The organism is Streptomyces sp. NPDC127197 (genome assembly GCF_042672405.1).
Classification (GTDB): domain Bacteria; phylum Actinomycetota; class Actinomycetes; order Streptomycetales; family Streptomycetaceae; genus Streptomyces; species Streptomyces flavusporus.
Window position 1 is genome coordinate 156,037 of record NZ_JBHXVG010000014.1, and the last position, 24,181, is coordinate 180,217.

Here is a 24,181-nt window from a genome sequence, read left to right on the forward strand (position 1 = left end):
CGAGATGACGCAGAAGGCCGCGCCGGGCGAATTCGCGCTCACACCGGACGAACTCGCCAAGTTCCACGCAGACGGCTTCTTCGGCCCGTTCAAGGTCTATGAAGTCGAGGAAATGCGCCGTATCTGGCGCACCGAACGGCTGGCGTTGATGGACCGCAGTAACGCCGTCTATCAGGAAGAGGCGGCGCAGTCCGGAAACACCAACATCTCCAACTACGACCGGCACCTGGACAATGATTTCCTCGCCGATCATGTCTGCAATCCGCGGATCACGGACAAGGTAGCCGGGGTGCTCGGCCCGGACGTGCTGTGCTGGCGCACCGAGTTCTTCCCCAAGTACCCGGGCGACGAGGGCACTGACTGGCACCAGGCCGACACCTTCGCCAACGCCTCCGGCTCCCCGCAGATCGTCTGGTCCGGCGACGAACTCGTCCACTTCGGCGGCACGCTGACCGTCTGGACCGCGTTCACCGCGGCCAACGAGGACACCGGCTGCCTGCAGTTCATACCGGGCACGCACCAGAAGATGATGTACGACGAGACGAAGAAGATGCACTACGACCCGGACCGCATCAACGCGGAGGTCAAGGGCGGCATCCGGCGCGGCTTCTTCGGCTACGACTACCGCGAGCTGCAGATCGACCGGGATTTCGTGCCCGACGAGTCCAAGGCCGTGCCGATGGTGATGCGTCCGGGCGAGGCCATCATGTTCTGGTCCACGCTCATGCACGCCTCACTGCCGCACAACGGCAGGACCGACGAGATGCGGCTCGGCTTCGCCAACCGCTACGTGCCGACGTCGGTCCGGGTCTATCCGGACACCACCGAGATCATCGAGTACGGCGGCCGGGTCGGCCTGGAGCGCTTCGGCTCGGTGCTGGTCTCGGGCACCAACGAGTACGACCACAACGTGATCGCCGCCAAGACCACGACCGGTCACCCCTTCACCACTCGGTGATCCGCCCCGCCCGCCCGGGAGATGCTGCGCGATGCCGTCCCGGTCCGCGCGGCATCGCCTGCCAGGACATCGAGGACTGCCGAATGTTCGCCGCCATGGACACCGTCGCCGGCGATGCCGGCGTGACGCTGCGCGGGTACTCCGCCGGTGAGCCCGGCCGCCCGGCCGTCGTCATCGCCTCCGCCTGCGGAATGCCGTACGCCCTGTGCGAGCCGTGGATGCGGCACCTCGCCGCGGCCGGCCACCATGTGGTGGCCTGGGAGACCCGGGGGCTCTTCGGCGAGTTGGGCACCGGCGCCGCGTTCGACGCCCTCGCCCACGACGTCGACGCCCAGGCCGCCGACCTGGTCGCCGTGATGGATCACTACGGGATCGGCACAGCCCATGTGATGGGCCTGTGCGGAGGCGCCGTGATCGCCCTCCGGGCCGCGCACCTGCGGCCCGGCCGGATCGGGTCGCTGAGCCTGTGGCACGGTGACTTCTCCGGCACGCCGGCGCCGATGACCGGCCACCAGGAGAATCTGCGCGCGCTGCTCGGCATGGCCGCGCAGGGCCGCCCGGACGCCGCCATGATCAACGAGACGCTGGCGGAGACCGCCCGCGCGGGCGTCCCCGCCGAGGTGGCCGAGCTGGTCATGTACCCGTACTCGTCCGCCGAGTTGTTCTTCCGCTACAGCACGCTCACCCTCGCCACGATGACCGAGGACATCACCCCGGCGCTGCCCGCCGTGCGGATTCCCGCCCTGGTCGTGACCAGCGAGGACGACCACACCGCGCACCCGGCCGGCTCCCACCGCGTGGCCGCCGCGCTGTCCGGCGCGGTGCTGAGGGTGGAGCCGCACGGGGACCACATCTCCGTCTTCGCCGCCGGTCCGCGGCTCCAGAGGATCCTGGCCGACTTCATCGGCGGTATTCCCGTGCCCGCGCACCGGGCGTGACGCCGGGCGCGAGCACCACCGATCAGCTCCGCACGAGGGGGGACGACGCATTGGCCGCGTACAAGCGAGATCAGGAGCGGGAGCGGGCGATCGACTGCCGCATCCGGCTGACGCACGCCGATTTCGTGACGGCCCATCACGTGGTCCACGGCGTCTCCGTGCTGCCGGGGGTCGCCTTCCTGGACCTGATTCTCCGGGTGCTCATCGCCCGGGGGCTGGACCACCACCGCCTCGCGCTGCGCGACGTCCTCTTCTCGGAGCCGGTCGTCACCTGCGAGGGCCATGAGCGCGAACTGCGCGTCACCGTCGACGCCGCGGACCACGACCGGCCCCGGCGGGTCCGCGTCGAGAGCCGGTGGCTGCGCGACGGGGAGCCGGTCGCTCCTTGGCGGGAGAACGCCCGAGCCGAACTCGTGGGCACCGACGAGCCGTTGCCCGCGCCCCTCGATCTCGCGCGCCTGCGCGACACGGCCGTGCGCGAGGACGACATGGACGTCCTGTACGCCCGCACGCGCCGGGAGGGCATCCGCCACGGCGGGCCGATGACGTGCGTGGGCCGGCTGTACAAGGGCGAGCCCGCTCTCCTGGCCTCGCTGCGGCTCGGCCGTCAAGACGCCGGTCACGAGGACGGTTTCCACTTCCACCCCGCGAAGGCGGACGCCTCCACGCTGGTGGCGTTCGGCCAGAACGAGGACGTCGGGGCGGAGCCCTTCATCCCGTTCCACATCGGATGGTTCCGCGCGCCCGAGGCGGTCGGCGGGAGCTTCCACATCCATGTGGCGCATCCCGAGGTGGCCTCGGAATCCGGGGACCTCGTGCGCAACGACTACACGCTGCACGACGAACGGGGCCGCCTGCTGGTGGAGTTCCGCGACATGACGTGCAAGCGCATCCGGCATCCTGAGCTGATCACCCGGCTGCTCGACGAGGTGCGGGGGCGGCCTGCGCCGGTCGCCGAGGGCGGCCCGGTCGAAGCGGTGGCCGACGTCTCCTTGGTGGTGGACGGTGTCCCAAGTGCCGGGCCCGTCAGGGATGTTGTGGCCGGGCGACGGCACGCGGCCGCCGCGGCGGTGGCATGCCTGAAGGAAGTCGTCGCGGCGGCCCTGGACCGTCCCGTTTCCGTGATCCCTTCCGACACCGGCTTCTACGACCTGGGCCTGGACTCCGTGGCGCTGCTTCGGATCGGGGAACAGCTTCAGGAGCTGGTCGGCGCGGTGCTCTACCCGACACTGCTCTTCGAGTACGGCTCCATCGACTCCCTGGCTCGCCATCTCGCCGACACCTATCCCGAGGCGTTCACCGGCGACCGCGGCCCCGCGACCCGCGGAACCGGCGCCGACGACACCGCACCCGCCGAGCCGGACGCGGCCGGGCCGGTCACGGTCTGCCGGGTCGAACAGTGGGCGGACTCCCCTGTGCCCGACGGCGGACGGGTCGGCGACGTGGTGCTGCTCGGCGCCACGGAGGAACTGGCCGCCGAGGGCCGCGCGATTGCCGAGCGGGTCGCCATCGTGGAGCCCGGCACGGCCTTCGAACGCCTGGCCCCCGGCGCCTTCCGGTGCAACCTCGCCGACCGGGAGCAGCTCGGCCGGCTCCTGGGTGCGCTGGCCGACGACGGGTTCCGGCCCGGCGGATACGTGCTGCGCCCTCAGGACCGGCCGGCCGCCGAACTGTGGTCGTTGGCCGCCGCGCTCGTCGACGCGCGGCCGACCACTGCCACGCCGGTCCTGATCAGCGTGGACCATCCGGCCGCACCACGGCTCGCCGCACTGGCGGCGCTCGCGGCCACGGTCAGCGCCGAGGTCCCGCTGCTGCGCTGCCGGCTCGTCGAGACCGAGGGCCCGGCCGGCGCCGCGCTGCGGGCCGAACTGTCCGACCCTGACGGGCCCGAGCACTGGGTGCGGTACCGGGCCGGACAGCGGCAGACGCGGCGCTGGGCCCCCGTGGAACCGGGCGCGGGTGGCGACCGGGCCGACGGCGGCGGCTTCGCGGACGGTGGCGCGTATCTGATCACGGGCGGGGCCGGCGGACTGGCCGGTCTGGTGGCCGGCCATCTGGTGACCCGGCACCGGGCCCGACTGATGCTGACCGGCCGGCGCCCGGCCGACGCGGGCCTGGAGGCGCGCATGGCCGCCTGGCGGAACCTGGGCGGGGACGTCCGGTACGTCACCGCCGACGTGTCGACGCGGGCCGGGGCGGAGGCCGCTGCATCGGCGACGCGGGAGGCCTTCGGACGTGTCGACGGCGTCCTGCACTGCGCGGGCGAGCTGCGCGACGGTCTCTTCTTCCGCAAGGACGAGGCAGATCTGCGGGCCGTCTGCGCTGCGAAGGCCGACGGCACCGTCCACCTCGACGCGGCGACCGCCGACGACGACCTCCACCTGTTCGTCCTGTTCTCCTCGGTGTCCGCGGTGCTGGCCAATCAGGGGCAGGCGGAGTACGCCTACGCCAACGCCTTCCAGCTGCACTTCGCCCACGCCCGGGCCGCCGCGCGCCCCGGCCGCACCCTCGCCGTGGCCTGGCCGCTGTGGGCCGACGGCGGTATGCGGGGCGCCGAGTCCGCGCTACGGCAGTCCACCGCGCGGACGGGCATGGTGCCCCTGCCCACCGCCGTCGGGCTGGACCTGCTGGACCGGGGACTCGCGGGTGGCCCGCCGGCCTTCGCGGTCCTGCACGGCGATCCGGCCCGCGTCCCGCACCTGCTGCCCGCCCCGGAAACCCGGCCCGCGACGCCGACCGCGTCCAGCGAGCCGGACCTCTCCCCCGCGCACGCGGAGGACACCCGCGGCCCCGACCCCGACGAGGAGGCCGTCGCGATCATCGGCATCGCCGGCCGCTACCCCGGCGCACCCGGCCTCGACACCTTCTGGCGCAACCTGGCGGAGGGCGTCGACAGCATCGTCGAGGTCCCGGCCGACCGGTGGGACCACAGCGCCTACCTCTCCGAGGACAGGAACGCCGAAGGCCGCACCTACAGCCGGTGGGGCGGCTTCCTGGACGGAGTCGACCGGTTCCACCCCGCCTTCTTCGGGATCTCCCGCAAGGACGCCGAACGGATGGATCCGCAGGAGCGGCTCTTCCTCACGGCGAGCTGGCACGCCCTCGAGAACGCGGGCTACCCCGCCCGCACCGCCGCCACCCGGAACACGGGCGTGTTCGCCGGTGTCATGTGGAACCACTACCAGCTGTTCGCCGACCAGGCCGGCGGCGTCGCCCCGACCGCCATGCACGCCTCCGTGGCCAACCGCGTCTCCTACACCCTCGACCTGCACGGCCCGAGCATGGCCGTGGACACCGCCTGCTCGTCGTCCCTGACCGCGCTCCACCTGGCATGCGAGAGCCTGCGCCGGGGCGAGTGCGAACTGGCTCTCGCCGGCGGGGTCAACGTCACGGTCCACCCGCAGAAGTACCTGCAGCTCGCGCAGGGGCAGTTCCTCTCCGCCGACGGCCGGTGCCGGAGCTTCGGTGCGGACGGCAGCGGTTACGTGCCGGGCGAAGGGGTCGGCGTGGTGTTGCTCAAGCCGTTGCGGCGGGCACGGGCCGACGGCGACCACATCCATGGGGTCATCCGCGCCACCGTCCTCAACCACACGGGCCGTACCAGCGGTTATACCGTGCCCAGCCCGGTCGCCCAGGCCGAGCTGATCCGTGCCGCGCTGGACCGCGCGGGCTGGGATCCGGCGACGATCGGCTGTGTGGAAGCACACGGCACGGGCACGGCGCTCGGTGACCCGATCGAGGTCGAGGCGCTGCGCAAGGTCTTCGCGGACGCCGCACCGGCCGATGGTTCGGTGGCGCTCGGGTCGGTGAAGTCCAACATCGGTCATCTGGAGAGCGCGGCGGGCATCGCAGGACTCACCAAGGTCCTGCTGCAGTTCCGCCACGGCGAACTGGTGCCCTCCCTCCATTCGGCCCGCACCAATCCGCACATCGACTTCGCCGGCTCTCCGTTCCGCGTGCCGCAGGAGCGCAGTCCCTGGCCGGCCGGGAACATCCCGCGCCGGGCCGGTGTCAGCGCCTTCGGGGCCGGCGGCGCGAGCGCCCACGTCCTGGTCGAGGAGGAGCCTCCCGCCGTACGTGATCCGGAACCCCCCGGCGGGGAGCGGCTGTTCGTGCTGTCCGCGCGGAACGGGCCGGAGCTGCGCGACTACGCCGGGCGCCACCTGGAGTTCCTGGGCGGCACGGGCGATCGCTCCGTCCCGTCGATCACGGAACGGGCCGCGGCGCTGCTGGGCGTCCCGGCCGAGGCTCTCGACCCGGGCGAGCCGCTCGTCGACCTCGGCTTCGACGTGCTGGGCCTGCGCGAGCTGGGCGAGGCGACCGGAACCGTGCCGCGGCCGGACAGCACCCTCGCGGAACTGGCCGCCGCGGGCGGGGACGAGGACCGTCACCTCCTCACCGACCTGGCGTACACCTCGCAGGTCGGCAGGGCCCCGATGTCCTGCCGCCTGGCCGTGATCGCGTCGGACATCGGCGAAGTGCGGGCCGCGCTGCGTCGCTACGTCGACGGTGAGCCGCCCGGCGACCACGCCTACTGGAGCCACGGCGAGCGCCCACGGGCGGCGGGCGAGGGCGACCCGGGGCACACGCCCGAACCGGCCGACGTGGTGGACGCGTTCCGGTCCGGGCGACTCGCCGAGGTGGCGGCGTACTGGGCCGCGGGCGGCGACGTCGACTGGGCCGCGTGCCATGCCGGCAGCGGCACGGGACGGCGCCGTCCCATGCCGGGCTACCCGTTCCGACAGGAGGTGTGCTGGGTCGGCCGCTGGAAGGACGGCGACCGTGCCCCCGCCGCCCCCGACCGGGAGACGTATGTACCCCCGGCCCTGACCGTGGCCGCGCCGGAGGCCGACGGTCCTCCCGAGCCGGTCGACGTCGGCGGGGAGGAGGTGGAGTTCCGGCTGCTCGATCCGGGCATCGCGCTGCTCGTCATGCGCGACGCCGGCGGGAGCAACATGTTCACCGACGCGATGATGCGCGGCCTCCAGGACGCCTTCGCGCGGATCGAAGTCGACGACAGCGTCCGCGCGGTGGTGCTGACGGGCACCGAGACCGTGTTCAGCATGGGCGCCACGCCGGAGGGCCTGGAGACCCTGGCCGGGGGCGGCAGCCGCTTCACCGATGTGCCGTTCGTCTACGAGGGCATGCTGCGCTGCGGCCGTCCCGTGATCTCCGCGCTGCGCGGCCACGCCTCGGGCGGCGGTCTCGCCTTCGGCCTCTTCGCGGACATCGTGGTGATGGCGCGCGAGAGCGTGTACGGCGCCAACTTCCTGACGTACGGCTTCACGCCCGGGGTGGGCGCCACGCACATCCTGGGGGAACGGCTGGGGCGTGCCCTGGCCGCCGAGATGATCTACACCGGGCGCCCGTACCGCGGGGAGGAACTGGAACGGCGCGGTGCCGACGTCCGCTTCGCCGACCGGTCCGAGGTGCTCGCGACGGCTCTCGGGCTGGCCCGCTCGATCGCGGAGAAGCCGGCGGACGCCGTCCGGGTGCTCAAGAGGGATCTGGCCGACCGGGCGCTGACCGGGCTCGCGCCGGTGATCGAGCGGGAGTCGGCCATGCACGAGCGGGTGTTCGGCAGCGACTCGGTCGACCGGATCCGGGAGCACTTCCGCAAGGTGGAACGGTTCAGCTCGGGCGCGGACCGCTCCACGGGTGTGCACGCCGCCGAGTCCCGGCCTGCCCCGGTGCCGGCGCCGGTCACGCCGGCGGTTGCCGAGACGGTCGGCCCGACACCGGCCGCCCCTGACGCCGCACGGATCACGGACGTCCTGCACGACGTGCTCTGCGAGACCCTGTACCTGGCACGCGAGGAGATCGACCCCGCCCTGAGCTTCAACGAGATGGGGCTCGACTCGATCGGTGCGGTGGAGCTCGTACGGGCGCTCAACAAGGCCTTCGACCTGGACATCGATTCGGTCGCCGTGTACGACCACCCGACCGTCCCCCGCCTGGTCGCCCACGTCCGCGAGGTCATCGCCCGCGACCTGACCCTGCTGGCGTCCGCGACCGCCCCGGCGGCCGAGGCCGTACCAAGTCCCCTGGCAGCCGGCGCAATCCAGCCCCTCGACGGACAGGTCACGCTCCCGCCGCCGGACTCCGCCTTCGCTTCGCCGGAGTCACAGGAAGCACCCGCCTCGCCCTCCGCGGCGACCGTCGTCCTGAGCCCGACTCCAGCGAGTGCCCCTCCCCCGGTACCGTCGGAAGAGCTCGTGCGGTCGGACATCGCCGTCATCGGTATGGCCGGGCAGTTCCCCGACGCGCCCGATCTGGACGCCTTCTGGGAGAACCTCGCCGCCGGGCGGGACAGCATCCGCGAGGTTCCGCCGGAACGGTGGGACCCCCGGGAGTTCTACGACCCCGACCGGCGCGCCGTCGGCCGTACGTACAGCAAGTGGGCCGCGCTGCTGGACGGGATCGACCAGTTCGACCCGCAGTTCTTCCGGATGTCACCGCTGGAGGCGGCGGCGCTGGACCCGCAGCAGCGGCTCTTCCTGCGCACCGCATGGCAGGCCCTGGAGGACGCCGGCCACGCGATGGACGCGCCGTCACCGCGCCGCTGGGGGGTGTTCGTCGGCTGCGCCGCCGGCGAGTACCTCGACCTGCTCAGGGACGCGGGGCAGGGCGAGACCGCACACGCCTTCCTCGGCAACTCGGCCTCGGTGCTGGCCGCCCGGATCGCCTACCACCTCGACCTGACCGGCCCGACCATGGCGATCGACACGGCGTGCTCCTCGTCCCTCGCCGCCGTGCACCTCGCCTGCGAGAGCATTCGCTCCGGTGAGTGCGAGGCGGCGGTCGCGGGAGGCGTCGCGCTGATGCTGACCCCGCGGATGCACGTACTGACCAGCAAGACCGGCATGCTCTCCCCCACTGGGCGCAGCGCACCGTTCGACGCGTCGGCCGACGGCATCGTGCTGGGCGAGGGCGTGGGCGCGGTGCTGCTCAAGCGGCTGGACCGGGCCGTCGCCGACGGCGACCGGATCCACGGGGTGATCCGGGGCAGCGGCGTCAACGGCGACGGGCGCACCAACGGCATCACCGCGCCCAGCGCCGCCGGCCAGTCCGGCCTCATCGAGCGCGTGCGGCGGCAGGCCGGGATCAGTCCCGAGGACGTGACGTACGTAGAGGCGCACGGCACGGGCACCCCCCTCGGCGATCCGATCGAGGTCAAGGCCCTGGATCAGGTGCTGGGCCGGGGGGCGGGCCGCTCCGGCGACTGCGGTCTCGGCTCGGTCAAGGGAAACATCGGTCACACCACGATGGCGGCCGGCATCGCGGGCCTGCTCAAGGTACTGCTCGCGCTGCGCCACCGGCAGCTCCCGCCCTCGATCAACTACTCCACGCCCAATCCGGAGATCGACTTCGAGCGGAGCCGGCTGCGGCCCGTCACCGAACTGCGCCCCTGGCGGCCTGGGCCGTCGGGCGAACTCGTCGGCGCGGTCAGCAGTTTCGGCTTCAGCGGCACCAACGCGCACCTCGTCGTCGCGGAGCCACCGCGCCGCACCGATTCCCCGCCGGAGGCCGCCACCATGGTGATCCCCCTGTCCGCCCGGAGCCGTCCCGCCCTGGTACGGACGATGGAAGCCCTGGCCGACCGGCTCGAGGCCGCGCGGCCCGCGCTCGCGGACGCGGCGGTCACGCTCGGCGCGGGGCGCGCCCACCACGCCGTACGGGCGGCGTTCGTCGTCTCCTCGACGGACGAGCTGGTGGAACGGCTGCGAGAGGCGATCGCGGGCGTGCCCCGCAGGCCCGGAACCGGCCCGGAGGAGGAGCTCGCCGAGCGCTATCTCGCAGGCGAGGAGCTCGACTGGGGACGCTTGTACGGGCACACCGGCGGCCGCCGGATCTCCCTGCCCGGCCACCAGTTCGACACCAGCTCGCTGTGGGCCGGAGCCGCTCCGGGCCCGGCGGCCACCCCAGCGCGCGAGGCCGCCGCGACCGACGAGGCCCCCGCCACGGCCGACTGGCCGGCCACGGATCATGTGATCGGCGGTACGCCCCTGCTGCCGGGGGTGGCCGTCTTCGAACTGGCCGCCCGTGCCGCCGGGCTCAGCGGCCCGATGCGGTTCACGAACGTGCAGTGGCTACGGCCCTTCGGGCTGACCGGCAGCGCCCGCCGCCGTCCCGTCGCGGAAGTGGACGGGGAGCGCTTCACGCTGGCGGACGGTCCGGTGTGCGCGCGCGGCCGGGTGGTCGCCGGCGAGCCGGGCGGGGCCGGGCGCATCGATCCGGAGGCCGTCCTTGCCCGGTGCCCGCACCGCCGTTCCGGTGCCGATCTCTACGCCGGGTTCGCCGCGGCGGGTATCGCGTACGGAGAGTCGTTCCGGGCACTTGAGCAGGTCCTGTACGGCGTGGACGAGGCGCTCGGTGTCCTCTCGGTGCCGGCCGCCCGGGCCGCGGAGGTCCCCGGGCGACCCCTGCACCCGGTCCCGCTGGATGCCGCGCTCCAAGCTGTCGCCGTACTCGCCGAAGGCGGCGACTCGAACGCACCGCAGGTACCGTTCGCGCTCTCCTCGCTGGACGTGTACGGCCCTGTCCCGGCCGCGGGCTATGCCCATGTCCGGCGCGAGGGCGGCGGTTTCACCGTCCGGTTGGCCGACCGGGACGGGCGCGTGGCCGTCCGCTTCACGGGCCTGGTCCTGCGCCCGGCACGTCCCGGCCGGGCCGAACGGGCCGTCGGAACCGCGCGGGACGCTGCCTCGCCCACGGTCACGGCTCGGGTGCCGGACGTCGTCCCGGGCACGGTCCACGCCGGCTCCCCTGGCGCCGAAGGGCTCGTCCATCTGCCCGAGTGGCGCGACGCGGGGCCCGTTCCGGAACCGCCCGAGAGCGGCGGTGGGGCGCGGGTCCAGGTGGTGCACCGGGCCGGAACCGCGGCCCTGGCGGACGCGCTCGTGGCGGAGCACCGGGCCGCGGGCGACCACGCCGTAGCGGTGGCCTCCCTGGACCCCGGCGGGCTCGCGGACGTCGTCTACTTCCTGGCCTGCGAACCGTTCCGCGGCCCCGCGCCAGAGCGCGACCCGGCCACCCTGGAGCTGTTCCGCACGCTCAAGGCACTGATCTCCACCGGCCGACCGGTGATCCTCAAGGTGGTGCTCGCCGGGGCCGTGGACACCGGAAGCGGTCCGGTCCGCCCCCATGCCGCCGGGCTGATCGGCATGGTCCGCTCCGCCGCCGCCGAATTCCCGGCCTGGAGCGTCGGCTGTATCGACGTGGGCACCGGGGACCGGCCCGCGGCCGAACTGGCGGCGCTGCTGCGCCGCGAGCCGGTCGCCGACCGGGTGGTCGCCCTGCGCGACAGCGGCAGGCTCACCCGCGCCGTCCGCCCGGACACCGCCCTGCCCGACGCCGGCCATCCCTACCGGCAGGGGGGCCACTATCTGATCCTCGGCGGCACCGGCGGCATCGGCCGGGAACTCGCCGGCCATCTCGCCCGCACCGTCGGAGCCAGGCTGACGCTCGTCGGACGGCGGGCTGCCGACGCCCGCATCGCCGAACTCCTCACCGAGGTCGCGCGGCTCGGTGGACAGGCGCTGTACCTGCGCGCCGACGCCACCGATCCGGCCGCCCTGCGCGCGGCGGTCCGCGACGGGCGCCGCGCGTTCGGGGCCGTGCACGGCGCGTTCCACGCGGCGCTGGTGCTGAGCGACCGCACGCTCGCCCGGATGGACGAGGCCGGCCTGACGGACGTCCTCGCCCCCAAGGTGGCCGGCGCGGTCGCGTTCGGCGAGATCCTGCGTACCGAACGGCCGGACTTCCTGGCGTTCTTCTCCTCGGCGGTGTCCTTCACCGACTCGGCGGGCCAGGCCAACTACGCGGCGGCGAGCACCTTCGAGGACGCGTACGCGGCCGAACTCCGCCGGCGCTGCCGGTTCCCCGTCACCGTCGTCAACTGGGGCTACTGGGGCAGCGTCGGAGTCGTCGCCGACGAGCGGCACGCCGCGCGGCTCGCGGGTTTCGGCGTGGGGTCGATCGCACCGGACGAGGGCATGGCCGCGCTCGACGCGCTGCTCCTCTCCCGAGTGCCGCAGGCCCTGCTGGTCCGGGCCACGCCGGAGGGACTGGCGCGGCTCGGTGCCGACGCCACGGCGGCGAGCACGCCCATGGCGGCCGTCCCTGCTGCGGCCGGTCCCGCCGCGGCGGTCGAGCCGGGGACCGCCGACCTCTCCTCCGCCGATCCGGTGGCCCGGGCCCGAGCGGCGTTCGCCGCCCTCGAACGCCTGGCACCGGAGCTGCTGGAGGATCGCCTGCGCCGTGAACTCGGTTCCCTGGACGGCACGGTCGAGCAGCTGTCGGCCCGGCTCGGAGTCCGGCCTGACATGCAACGGCTCTTCGACGCGCTGCTGGTGATGCTCGAGACGGACGGCCGGATCCGGCGGACGGGCGATCGGATCGAGCCCGCCCCTGGTGCCTCGCGACCGGGCCGGGATCCGGAGACGGCTGCGGATCCGGAGACCGCCCCGCACCGGCGCCTGCTGCGCTGCTGTGCCGATGCGGTGCCCGACGTGCTGGCCGGCCGGCGCCGCGCCACGGAGGTGCTGTTCCCCGGTGGTTCCGCCGAACTCGTCGAGCAGGTCTACCGCGGCCAGTCCTCGGCCGACTTCTACCACGGCATGCTCGCCGAGGAGGCCGCCGACGCCATACGCAGGATCCACCGGGAGACCGGGCGCGCCGTCCGGGTCGTCGAGGTCGGCGCGGGTACCGGGGCCAGCAGCGCCTTCGTGCTGCGGGCCTGCGCGGAGACCGGGCTGCCCGTGGAGTACCGGTACACCGACATCTCCACGGCGTTCCTGAGGCGGGGCGAGGACGCCTTCGCGGCGACGTACCCGTTCGTACGGTTCGAGACCCTGGACATCGAACGGGACCCTGCGGACCAGGGATTCGGGCCGCACTGTGCCGACCTGGTGCTGGCCACCAACGTGCTGCACGCCACCGCGAGGATGGACCGCACGCTCGGGCACCTGCGGGGAATGCTCGCGCCGGGCGGCAGTCTGCTGGTCAACGAGGTGACTCGGCCCGCGCACTTCCTCACGCTCACCTTCGGGCTCACACCGGGCTGGTGGCGGTACGAGGACGCCGGGGACCGGCTGCCGCACGCCCCGCTGATCGGGACGGCCGGCTGGCTCGGCCTCCTGGAACGGGCGGGCTTCGGCTCCACACGCGTGCGCGGCTTCCCGGGCACCGCCGTCGAGGAGTTGGAGCAGTGCCTGTTCGTCGCCACGGCGGATGGGGCCGGGCGTGACGTGGACCGCGTCCGCGGCTACGTGCGCGGGGTCTTCGCGGAAGTGCTCCGGTTCGCCGAGAAGGACCTGGACGACCTGGTGACCTTCGAGAACTACGGGGTCGACTCCCTGGTCAGCCTGGACATCCTGGCCCGCTTCGAGCAGGACCTGGGCCCGCTGCCGGCCACGCTGCTGTTCGAGTACCTGACCATCGCCGACCTCGCAGCCCACTTCGCCGAGACGTACCCGGAACGCTTCACGGCCACCGAGCCCGAAGCCGAGCCCCAGCCTGAACGCAAGCTCCAGGCCGAGCCCGGTCATGGGCGCGAGCCCCGCCGCCCGCACCGGCTCGACCCCGGTCACCGCGACGAGGACATCGCCGTGATCGGCGTGGCCGGCCGCTACCCCGGCGCACCCGACGTGGACGCCTTCTGGGAGCTGCTGGCCGACGGCCGCAGCGGGATCACCGAAATACCGGCGGACCGCTGGGACTGGCGCACCTGGTTCGATCCGCACAAGGGCCGGCCGCAGCGGTCGTACAGCCGCTGGGGCGGTTTCCTCGACGGCATCGACCGGTTCGACCCGTCGTTCTTCGGCATACTCCCCCGGGACGCGGCCGCCATCGATCCGCAGGAGCGGCTCTTCCTGGAGACCGTCTGGAACCTGCTGGACCGCGCGGGCAGGCTCGGCGCGACCACCCGGGAACGCTCCACCGGTGTGTTCGTCGGCACGATGTACGGCTCGTACGGCCAGCTCGCGGCCACCGGGTGGGCCGCGGGACGGCTCGCCGGCGCGCACTCGGCGTACTGGTCGATCGCCAACCGGGTCTCCTACACCCTCGACCTCGACGGCCCCAGTTTCGCGGTCGACTCGGCCTGCTCGTCGTCGCTGCTCGCGGTCCACCTGGCCTGCGAGAGCATCCGGCGCGGCGAGTGCCGTACGGCCGTCGCGGGCGGCGTCAACCTGATCCTGCATCCGGCCCACCACGTGTCGCTCTGCTCGATGAACATGCTCTCCGCCGACGGCCGTTGCAAGGTCTTCGACGCCGGGGCCGACGGTTTCGTACCGGGCGAAGGAGTCGGCGCGGTGCTGCTCAAACCGCTGCGCGAGGCCGTCGCGGACGGCGACGAGATCTGGGGCGTCATCAAGTCCGGCTTCACCAACGCCGGTGGGAAGACCGGCGGATACACCGTGCCGAACCCGCAGGCGCAGGCCTCGTTGATCGCTGAGGCGGTGCGCCGGGCGGGCGTGGACCCGGCCACCCTCGGCTACGTCGAGGCGCACGGCACCGGGACCGAGCTGGGTGACCCGATCGAGGTGGCGGGACTGAGCCGGGCGCTCGGCGCGGCCACCGACGGCGGTGTGCGGTGCGCGATCGGCTCGGTCAAGGCGAACGTCGGGCATCTGGAAGGCGCGGCGGGAATCGCCGGGCTCACCAAGGTGCTGCTCCAACTCCGTCACGGCCGGATCGCACCCGTCGCCGGCCTGACCGAGGTCAATCCGAAGATCGACCTCGACCCCGACCGCTTCACGCTGCCCAGGGAGCTGTCCTCTTGGCCGAACGTGGGCACCGCACCGCGGCGCGCCGGTGTCAGCTCCTTCGGCGCGGGCGGCGCCAACGTCCACCTCGTCCTGGAGGAGTACCGCGACACGCGACAGCGGCCCGAGCCGCGCTCCGGGGAGCAGCTCTTCGTGCTCTCCGCGCGCACCGGGCGCCAACTGCTGCGGTACGCCGGGCTGGTCGCCGAGTACCTCGACGGGGCGGGGCGCGAGGAGACGCTCGACGCGGTGTGCTTCACCAGCCAGGTGGGCCGGCGTGAGTTCGCCGAGCGCCTGGCCGTACGGGCCCGGAGCCGTGCCGAACTGGCCGGCCGGCTGGCCGCGGTGGCCTCGGGCTCCGTACCCGAGGGGACCATGATCGGTACGGCGTCCGGCGGCGACATCGCCGAGACCGACGCCGCCGGCCTGGCCGCGGCCTGGGTGCGCGGCGCCCCCGTCGACTGGGACGCACGGTGGCCGCATCCACGCCCGCGCCGGGCGGCGCTGCCCCCGTATCCCTTCGAGCGGACCCGCCACTGGCTCCAACTCGGCCCGGAGCCGGGCGAGTCGGTCACGAGGTCGGGTTCACCGGCATCGACGGCCATGTCGGCGGATCCGGCGGGCCAGGCTCATACGGCAACGGAAGCGACGACGTCACCGGTTCCCCCCTCCGCCCGAGCGACAGCCCCCGACGCGGCAGGACCGGACACCCCGGGACAGACCGGCCCCGCCGTGGCCGCGACCCGCACCGTCTACCGGAAGCCCGTCTGGGACTCCGCGCCCCTCCCGCCCACCGCTACGGACCCGGCCCCTCCGGGACTTCTGCTGGTGGTCACCGAAGAGCCGGAACTGGCCGACGCGTTCAGCCGTGCGCTGGAGGGCTCGGCGACGGCATGCCGCGCGATCCGGCCCGGCGAGACGCCGTCCGTGCTGCCCGACGCCGTCGTGCACTCGGGCGACGTCCACGCCTTCGTACGGCTCGTGGCGGACCTTCTGCGCGAGCGGCCGGGCGCGGTGCTGCGGGCCGTCCACACCCACCTCCGCACCGATCCCGAGCAGGTCGCCGCGGCGGGTGCGATCCGCACGCTGGCCCTGGAGCACAGCGGATTCACCGGCTCCCGCGTCGAGTTCACCGCGCCCACGGACGCGGACACCCGTGCCGCGCTGCTGCTCGCGGAGCTCGCCGCCACCGATCCGGAGGTCCGTCACCGGGACGGGAAGCGTCAGGTGAAGCGGCTCGTCGAGTTCACCCCGCCGCCCGCCCCCACGGGACCGGTGGTCCGGCCGGGTGGTACGTATCTGATCACCGGCGGTGCGGGCGCGTTGGCACTGCACGTCGCCGAGTACCTGGCCGCCGGGTGTCCGGTACGGCTCGTCCTGGCCGGGCGCTCCGAGCCCGGCCCCGCGGCCTCCGCCCGGATCGCGGCACTCAACCGCGCAGGCAGCACCGTCACGTTCCACCGAGCGGACGTGACCCACGCGGAGGACATACGACGCCTCGTCACGGCCGCCGGGAGCCTCGACGGCGTCGTACACACCGCCGGAGTCACGCGCGATGCGCTCGCCGTGCGCAAGACACGCGACGAGTGGAACGCGGTCCTCGCGCCGAAGGTGACCGGTACCCGGCTGCTCGACGAGGCGACCGCAGGCCAGGGGCTGGACTTCTTCGTGCTGTTCTCCTCCGTGGTCGGCGAGACCGGCAACCCCGGCCAGACGGACTACGCCACGGCCAACGCCTTCCTGGACGCCTTCGCCGTCGAGCGGGAGGAACTGCGGCGGCGCGGCGAGCGCACCGGCCGTACGGTGTCCATCGGCTGGCCGCTCTGGGCGGACGGCGGCATGACGGTGGACGACGCCACTCGTACGTTGTTCGCGCGCCGCTGGCAGATGGTCCCGATGCCGACCGAGACCGGCCTGGAAGCTCTGCGGCGTGCCCTGGCGGCCGGTGAGCCGTCCCTTCTGGTGACCGAGACCCTCGCCGCCCCCGCGCTGCCGTCCGCGGAGGGCGGGGTGCCGGAACTCGCCGAGGTGCGCGGCATGTTGCGGCGGACCGCCGCCGGCTTTCTCCTCGTGGACGAGAGCGAGGTCGGGCTCGACGACGACCTGATGGACGCCGGCTTCGACTCCATCGCGCTGACCGAACTCATCAGCGAGGTCAACCAGGAGTACGGGCTCGACCTGCTGCCCGTGGTGCTCTTCGAATGCGCCAGCCTGGAGGCGTTCGCCCACTATCTGGTCGACAACCATGGGGCCGCGGTCGCGGCACCGGCAGTACCGGACGTCATAGTGCCGGACACCGTGGCCGCCCCGCCCGATGCCGTGGCCGTCGTCGGCATCGCCGGCACCCTTCCCGGCGCCACGGACCTGCCGGGATTCTGGCGGCGGCTGGAGGCGGGTGAGGATCTGATCGGCCCGGCCCCGGCCGACCGGCTGGAGCTGCACGCACACCCGGACACCGCGGGCATACGCGGCGGGTTCATCGACGATGTCGGCGCCTTCGACGCCGAGCGGTTCAGGATCTCCCCGGCCGAAGCGGCCCTGATGGACCCTCAGCAGCGGCTGTTCCTGCAGACGGTGTGGCGGGCGATCGAGGACAGCGGCCACCGGCCCGAGTCGCTCGCGGGCTCGGACACCGGGCTCTTCGTAGGGGTGTCCACCACCGACTACGCCGATCTGCTGCGGATGCACGACATACCGGTGCAGGCCCACACCGCCAGCGGAATCGCCCACTCCGTCCTGGCCAACCGGGTCTCGCACGTGCTCGACCTCAGGGGGCCCAGCGAGGCGGTCGACACCGCCTGCTCAAGCTCCCTGGTCGCGCTGCACCGCGCCGTGCGGGCCATCGCCTCCGGCGACTGCGCGCTCGCCGTGGCCGGCGGCGTCAACGTCCTGCTCAGCCCTGGCCTGTTCACCGCGTTCCAACAGTCCGGGATGCTCAGCCCTGACGGTGCCTGCAAGACGTTCGACCGCGGCGCCGACGGATATGTACGCGGCGAGGGAGTGGGCGCGGTCGTACTGAAGCCCCTCTCCGCGGCGGAGGCGGACGGCGACCATGTCTACGCGGTCGTGCGGGGCACGGCCGTCAACCACGGCGGCCGTGCCGCCTCCCTGACCGCGCCGAACCCGGAGGCCCAGGCGCAGGTCCTGATCCGCGCCTACCGCGACGCGGGCGTGGACCCACGGGACGTCAGCGCGATCGAGGCGCATGGCACCGGGACCCGGCTCGGGGACCCCGTGGAGGTCGAGGGCCTCAAGAAGGCGTTCGCGGCGCTGTACGAGGAGCAGGGCCTGCCCGCCCCGGCCGCGCCGCACGTGGCCCTCGGTTCGGTGAAGACCAACATCGGGCATCTGGAGGCCGCGGCCGGCATCGCCGGACTGCTCAAGACGGTGCTCGCGATGGAGCACGAAGTGCTGCCGCCGAGCATCCACTTCACGGACCCGAACCCACATCTGCGCCTCGACGGAAGCCCGTTCCACATCAACGACCGTGCCCGGCCGTGGACCGGCGACCGGATCGCCGGGGTCAGCTCCTTCGGGTTCGGCGGCACCAACGCGCACGTCGTGCTGGCATCCCGCCCGCGCCCGACCCGTACGACGACGGCGACCGGCGTCGCCGAACCGCGGCTGCTCGTCCTCTCCGCCCCGTCCGAGCGGGCGTTGCGGGCGTACGCGGCGGAGCTGGCGGCCGCCCTGGAGCGGGCACCGGAGCCTGACGTGGCAAAGGTCGCCTACACCCTCCAGACGGGCCGGACCCCGTTCCGGCACCGGGCGGCGATGGTCGCCGGTTCGGTCCCGGAAGCGGTCGGGCTGCTGCGGGCCGTGGCCGACGGGACGTCGGGTTCCCCAGTCGGGAAGGCTGCGGCGGACGCCGCGCCGGCCTCCGCCGGGCTGCCGCTCACCGAGCTCGCGGCGCGCTGGGTCGGCGGTGCCGAGGTGCCGTGGGCCGAACTCTGGCGAGGCCACGAGCCCGGCCGGACACCGCTGCCCGGTGCGCCGTTCGACGGCCGCCGGCACTGGTTCGACGACCGCGCCGCCGTTCTGGGCGGCCCACCGCCGAGGAGGGAATCAGACGTGCCCGAGGAAACCGGCCGACCCCGCCGCCGGGGCCAGAAGCTCGCCCTGCGCCCGGTCGGCCCACCGCCGGTCGGTGCCGCGTCGTCCACGCCCGGGGTACCCGCCCTCGCGACGGCGACCGTTCCCGCCGGGGCGGAGGCCGAGCCGAGGACGGTGGCATCCGGTTCGGCACTCCCGTCCGCGCGTAACGGATCCGTGCCGGCCACGCGCCGGGGCGGCAACGAGGCCCGCGTCGCCCGGGAGATCGCCGTGCAGATCGCGGACATCCTCGGCATGGCTCCCGACGAGATCCCTTCCACAGAGCAGTTCGGCGAGCTGGGGCTCGACTCCATCTACCGCATGGACCTGGCCCGCCGGCTGACCGCGACGCACGGCGTGGAACTGCAGGCCGCCGACCTCTACGAGCACGACAGCGCAGAGCTCCTCAGCGCGCACATCGAAGCCCGGCGCACCGAAGCCGCGACCACCGCAGCCCAGCGCACCGATGCGGCACACATCGAGGCCACGCCCTTGGAGGCCCGGCACATCGAGGCCGCGCACGTCGAACCCGCGCCCATTGAGCCCGCACCCCTCAAGACCGCCCGCACCGAGCGCACCTCGCGCGCGGCCCCCACTCCCTCTTCCCGATCCGAGGGCACCGCAGACAACCCGCAGAACCCCCTCGGCGCCGAGGACGCGCTCGCCGCACTCGTCGAGCAGATCACCGGCCACTCCCTCGACCGGCGGCGCGACTTCACCCGGAGCGGGCTCACCTCGTTCGACATGCTGCGTACCATCAGCGCGCTGGAGCGCCGGTTCGGGTCACTGCGCAAGACGTTGCTCTTCGACCACCCGACACTCCCCCTCCTCGCCGCCCACCTCACGGAGTCCTACGGCGCCGAACGCACGTCCCGGCTTCTCGGCGAGGCTCTGGCCCACAGCCCCGCCCCGGACGCGCCCGTCGTCCTCGCCCCCGCTCCGGACGCCCAGCCCGCAGCACTCCCACCGGCGCCCGCGCCCACCTCAGCGGTACCCGGCTCGGGCCGACCCGTGATCGTACGCAAACGACAGCTCGACGCCCTGCCCGAACTGGCCGCCCTGCTCGCCGGGATCGACCGCGCCCATGCGAAGGAGGGCGGGCTGGCGGGCCGCGACATCGCGCCGCTGGCCTTCGTCGGGTCGAGCCGCCGCGCCTACTTCAACTTCTCCCGGCGCGACGGGGACCTGTTCGCCTGGAGCTACGCCGGCCCCGAAGAGGAGTTCGCGCCGCTCGCCGCCGAGTGGCTCGGCTACGCCGACCGGCATGGCCTGCGCCCCAGCTTCCTGTCGCTGATCCCGCTCGCCGAGGCCGGCGGCACCCCGATCACCGCCACCCCGTTCGGTGCCGTCCAGCGGCTGGAGGACCTGGCCGGCTTCACCCTCTCCGGAGGCCGGATGAGCAGGCTGCGCAACCTCGTCGCCCGGTTCGAGCGGGCCGGCCGGGTCGCCACCGAGGAGTACGCTGTCGGCACCGACCCCGCCACGGACCGCGAGATCGTCGACATGATCATCCGCTGGGGCGACCAGAAGCAGATGGTCAACCCGTATGTGGCCGTCGTACGGGAGGAGTTGGAGCGCGGTCGGCTGGCCTCCCGGCACCGGATGTTCCTCACCCGGGTCAACGGCGAACTGGCCAGCGCGGTGATCGTCACCAAGATCCCGTCCGAGCCCGGTTACCTCCTCGACCTGGAGTTCTACCCCGTCGACGCTCCCCGGGGCGGCCTCGAGTACGCGATCGTCGACATTCTGCACCGCCTGCGCGAGGAGGGTGCGGAGCTGTTCAGCTTCGGCGCCAGCTTCGGCGTCAAGCTGGCCGACTCGCCGAACTCCGCGCCGGAGGTCGAGCGCGGGCTCGCCGAGTTGCGCTCCATCGGCATGTTCGGCGAGGGCAACTTCCGCTTCAAGAACAAGTTCCGGCCCGTCAACCGGCCCATCTACCTGTGCCAGCGCGCGGACCGGCCACCCACGCCGGTGTCCGAGGTGATCCTGATGATCGCCAACCCGGACATCGCCGCCGAGGTGCCCGGCATGGTTCACGGACCGGGCGATGTGCCGGCCGACGCACCGAAGATTCCCGCAGCGGCCGGGACGCCGGTGGCGAGTCCTGTCCCCCGATCGCCCCGCTCCACGTCGCAGACCGCCGCTGCCGCCGCGCCGGGCACGGCCGAGCGGGCCGCGCGTCTGGCCGAGGCCGGCTACAACCCGCTCGCGCTGCGCCGGGAGGAGGTGACGTACGACCTGGTCACCGACTCCTGGGCGGAACTCGACGACCCGTTCGTCCTCGCGCGCGCCCGCACCCTGCACGAGCGCATCGAACGCGGGCAGGCCCCGGACGACTTCCGTCTGCCCGGCTGGATCCCCTTCGACCACGCGCTGCCCACGGCCTCGGGCCGGGCGGCCGAGGCCGTGCTGTGCCAGTCCTGGCCGGGGCCGCGGGGCACGGTCCCGCACAACGGGCTGTTCCCGACCTGGTTGCTGAGCCTCACCGACGCCGGCTTCACCCCGCGGCGGATCCCGGACACGAGCCGCTCCCCCTTTCCGGGTGACGTCGATCCGGCGGCCCTGCGGGCGCTGCTGGCCGCGGAGGGCGACGATGTGGCCTTCGTTGCCGTCGAGTTGAGCGGCAACGCGGCCGGCGGCCTGCCGGTGTCGGTGGCGGGACTGCGTGCCGTGCGCGCCGTGGCGGACGCCCATGGAGTGCCGCTGGTGCTCGACGCCACCCGCGTCCTGGAGAACGCCGCGTTCGTCGTGGCCGAGGAGGAGGCGTGGCGGGGTGCCGATCTCTGGAAGGCCGCGGAGGCCCTGCTCGCCTCGGCATCCGTCGCGTCCCTGAGCCTGTCCAAGGACTTCGGCGTCTCCTGCGGCGGTCTGCTGGTCACGGGGCTGCCCGCGCTGGCCGGCCGGCTTCGCGAGCGAATCGCCGTACGCGGAGCCGAAACCGGGCTCGCCACGCGCCGGCTGCTCGCCCGGGCGCTCGCCGAGCAGGACGAGGTGGCGGAGCTGGTCGAGGAGCGGATGGCCGCGGTCAGGACGGTGTGGAGCGGGCTCAGGGAGGCCGGGGTGCCGGTCGCCGAGCCGGTCGGCGGCCACTGCGTCCTGCTGGACGTGGACCGTATGGAGCGCTTCGCGGGCCTTCAGCACCCGGTCGAGTCCGCTCTGGCCTGGATCTACCGGGGTACCGGGGTGCGTGCCGCGCCGCATCTCGGTGACCCTGGGCGGATCCGGCTCGCGATACCGCTCGGATTCGGCGGCGAACGAGCCGCGGACGTGGCCGCTCGGCTGGCCGCGCTGTGGCGGGACGACGCCCCGGTGCCGGACCTGCTGCCGGTCGGCGGGCCGCGGCTGGCGGACGCCCCGCCGAGGTTCCATCCGGCCGCCGCGCTGCCCCAGGACATCGAGGGCGCCATGCGCGAGGGCCATCGGGCCCGGGACGACAACGCGGCCGTGCTGGCCGAGCACGCACCCGGCACCGAGCGCCGGCTGCTCACCCTGCCGGAGGGCGAGGTGGAGGTCTTCACCGCCGGCACCGGTCCGGTGCTGCTCCTGATGACCCCGTTCAACATCGGCGCGGGGGTGTTCGCCCACCAGTTCGCGCAGCTCGCCGGCCGGTACCGGATGATCACCGTGCACCACCCGGGTGTCGGCGCCACCACGGTCCGCGCCGACCTGACGCTCGACGGCATCGCGTCCCTGTACCGGACGGTGCTCGACCGGCTCGGGGTCACCGGCGAGGCGCATGTGCTGGGCGCGTCGTTCGGCGGTCTGGTGGCGCAGAGCTACGCGCTGGCCCACCCGGAGAGCACCGCGTCGCTGACCCTCGTGGGCAGCTCCTACAAGGTCGGCAACCGCAACAGCGAGGTCAACCGGCTGTCCATCGTGGCGGCCGAGGACTTCGACCGCATGGCGGCCCACGACGGACTGCCCCCGGGCGGCCGGGCCGGGGTGGAGGAGCTGCTGCTGCGCTGCGAGAGCATGGACCCGCAGACCGGGCTCAGTTACCTCGATGTGTTCGCCGCCCAGCCGACGCTCTTCGCCCGGCTGCCGGAGATCGCCGTGCCCACCCTCGTGCTGCGCGGCAGGCACGACACCGTGATCCCGGTGAAGGCCGTCCATCTGCTGCACGGCGCCATCCCGGACTCCCGGTACCACGAACTCGCCGACGCCGGCCACTTCCCGTGTCTCACCCACCCCGAGGACGTGCATCGGCTGCTGCTGCCGTTCCTCGCCGAACACGAGCCGGGCGGCGACCGGCGGACGGGGAGCCGGGGATGACCACGATCCGCCGTACAGAGCTGATCCGCCCGGGCATGTGCGGCCACAATTCGCTGTTCGCGGGCCAGATCGGCGACTGGACCTGGGACGCGGTCGCCGAGGCCTGCGACACGGACGTGCTGCGCGCCCGGGACGCCTCGGGCGCCCCCACCTATCTGTCCTTCTTCTACTACCGGATCCGCGGCAGCCGCCGGTTCCATCTGCGCACCCCCGCCTTCGGCGACGAACTGCACATCACCACCCGGCTGTTCGGCTTCGGCAGCGAGTCGGTGCTCACGCTGCACCGGATCACCCGCTCTGCCGAGCGGGCGGCGCGGCCGCTCGAACCCGAGGACTTCTACGCCTTCGCCGACCCGGACTGCCTGTATGTGGAGAACTTCAACCGCTGGGTCGCGCGCGGCACCCCGGGCACCAACTCCGGTCTCGTCCGCGCCTCGCCGCCGGACTTCCGGCACCGGCACCTGCCGGAGCTGCCCGCCCGGTACTCGCCCCGGCACGCCTACGACCGGGCCCGGCGGGCGCTGACCTTCCTCGACCACGACGGCGATCTGCTGGAGTCGGAGCTGAGCGTCGGCTACGAGGTCGACCCGTCCAGGGACCTCAACGGCGCCGGACTGCTCTACTTCGCCTCCTACTTCTCCATCGTCGACTTCGCGCTGCTGCGGCTGTGGCGGTCCCTGGGTCGCGACGACCGGTCCTTCCTCGACCGCGTCGTCCAGGACCAGCAGCTGTGCTGTCTCGGCAACGCCGACGCGGGGCAGCCGCTCGACGCGGAGGTGCGGCACTGGCGGCGCCCGGACGGCCGTGAGGCGGTCGACGTGGTGCTGCGCGACCGGACCGCCGGCCGGCTCCTGGCCGTGTGTTCGCTCCAACTGGAGGGAGAGAAGGACCGATGACCACGCCAACCGGCGCCCGGGAGCGGATGACCGCGGTGGTACGAGAGGTGGTCGGCCGGATCCTGCCGGATGTGTCCCCGGAGAAGGTCACGGGGGACAAACATCTCAAGGACCTCGGCGCCGACTCGGTCGACCGGGTCGAGATCATCCTCGGGATCATGGACCGGCTCGGCCTCGACGAGCCGATGTCCGGTTTCAGTGACCTGCCGGACATCGACGCCCTGATCGACTTCCTCCTCCACACCGGGGAGGTGTGAC

General features: G+C 73.4%; 5 protein-coding genes. All 5 read left to right on the forward strand.

Annotation, left to right across the window (positions count from 1 at the left end; all coding sequences use genetic code 11):
- Positions 1-4: 4 nt before the first annotated feature.
- The 5 genes from ACFVJQ_RS23010 (at position 5) to ACFVJQ_RS23030 (ending at position 24,180) form a co-directional block, all read left to right on the forward strand.
- A complete protein-coding gene (locus ACFVJQ_RS23010; RefSeq protein WP_385786319.1) occupies positions 5-958 on the forward strand; it encodes a chlorinating enzyme in 954 nt (317 codons plus the stop codon).
- Positions 959-1,053: 95 nt separating this feature from the next.
- On the forward strand, positions 1,054-1,896 hold the full coding sequence (locus ACFVJQ_RS23015; RefSeq protein ID WP_385508725.1) for an alpha/beta fold hydrolase: 843 nt from the start codon (positions 1,054-1,056) through the stop codon (positions 1,894-1,896).
- A 50-nt stretch (positions 1,897-1,946) separates the two neighbouring features.
- Positions 1,947-23,027, forward strand: coding sequence for an SDR family NAD(P)-dependent oxidoreductase (locus ACFVJQ_RS23020; protein WP_385786323.1), 21,081 nt, complete (start codon positions 1,947-1,949; stop codon positions 23,025-23,027).
- A complete protein-coding gene (locus ACFVJQ_RS23025) occupies positions 23,024-23,923 on the forward strand; it encodes an LnmK family bifunctional acyltransferase/decarboxylase (protein ID WP_385786326.1) in 900 nt (299 codons plus the stop codon). Before ACFVJQ_RS23020 ends, ACFVJQ_RS23025 begins: the two co-directional genes overlap by 4 nt.
- Positions 23,920-24,180, forward strand: coding sequence for an acyl carrier protein (locus ACFVJQ_RS23030; protein WP_385786328.1), 261 nt, complete (start codon positions 23,920-23,922; stop codon positions 24,178-24,180). Before ACFVJQ_RS23025 ends, ACFVJQ_RS23030 begins: the two co-directional genes overlap by 4 nt.
- Position 24,181 lies beyond the last annotated feature (1 nt).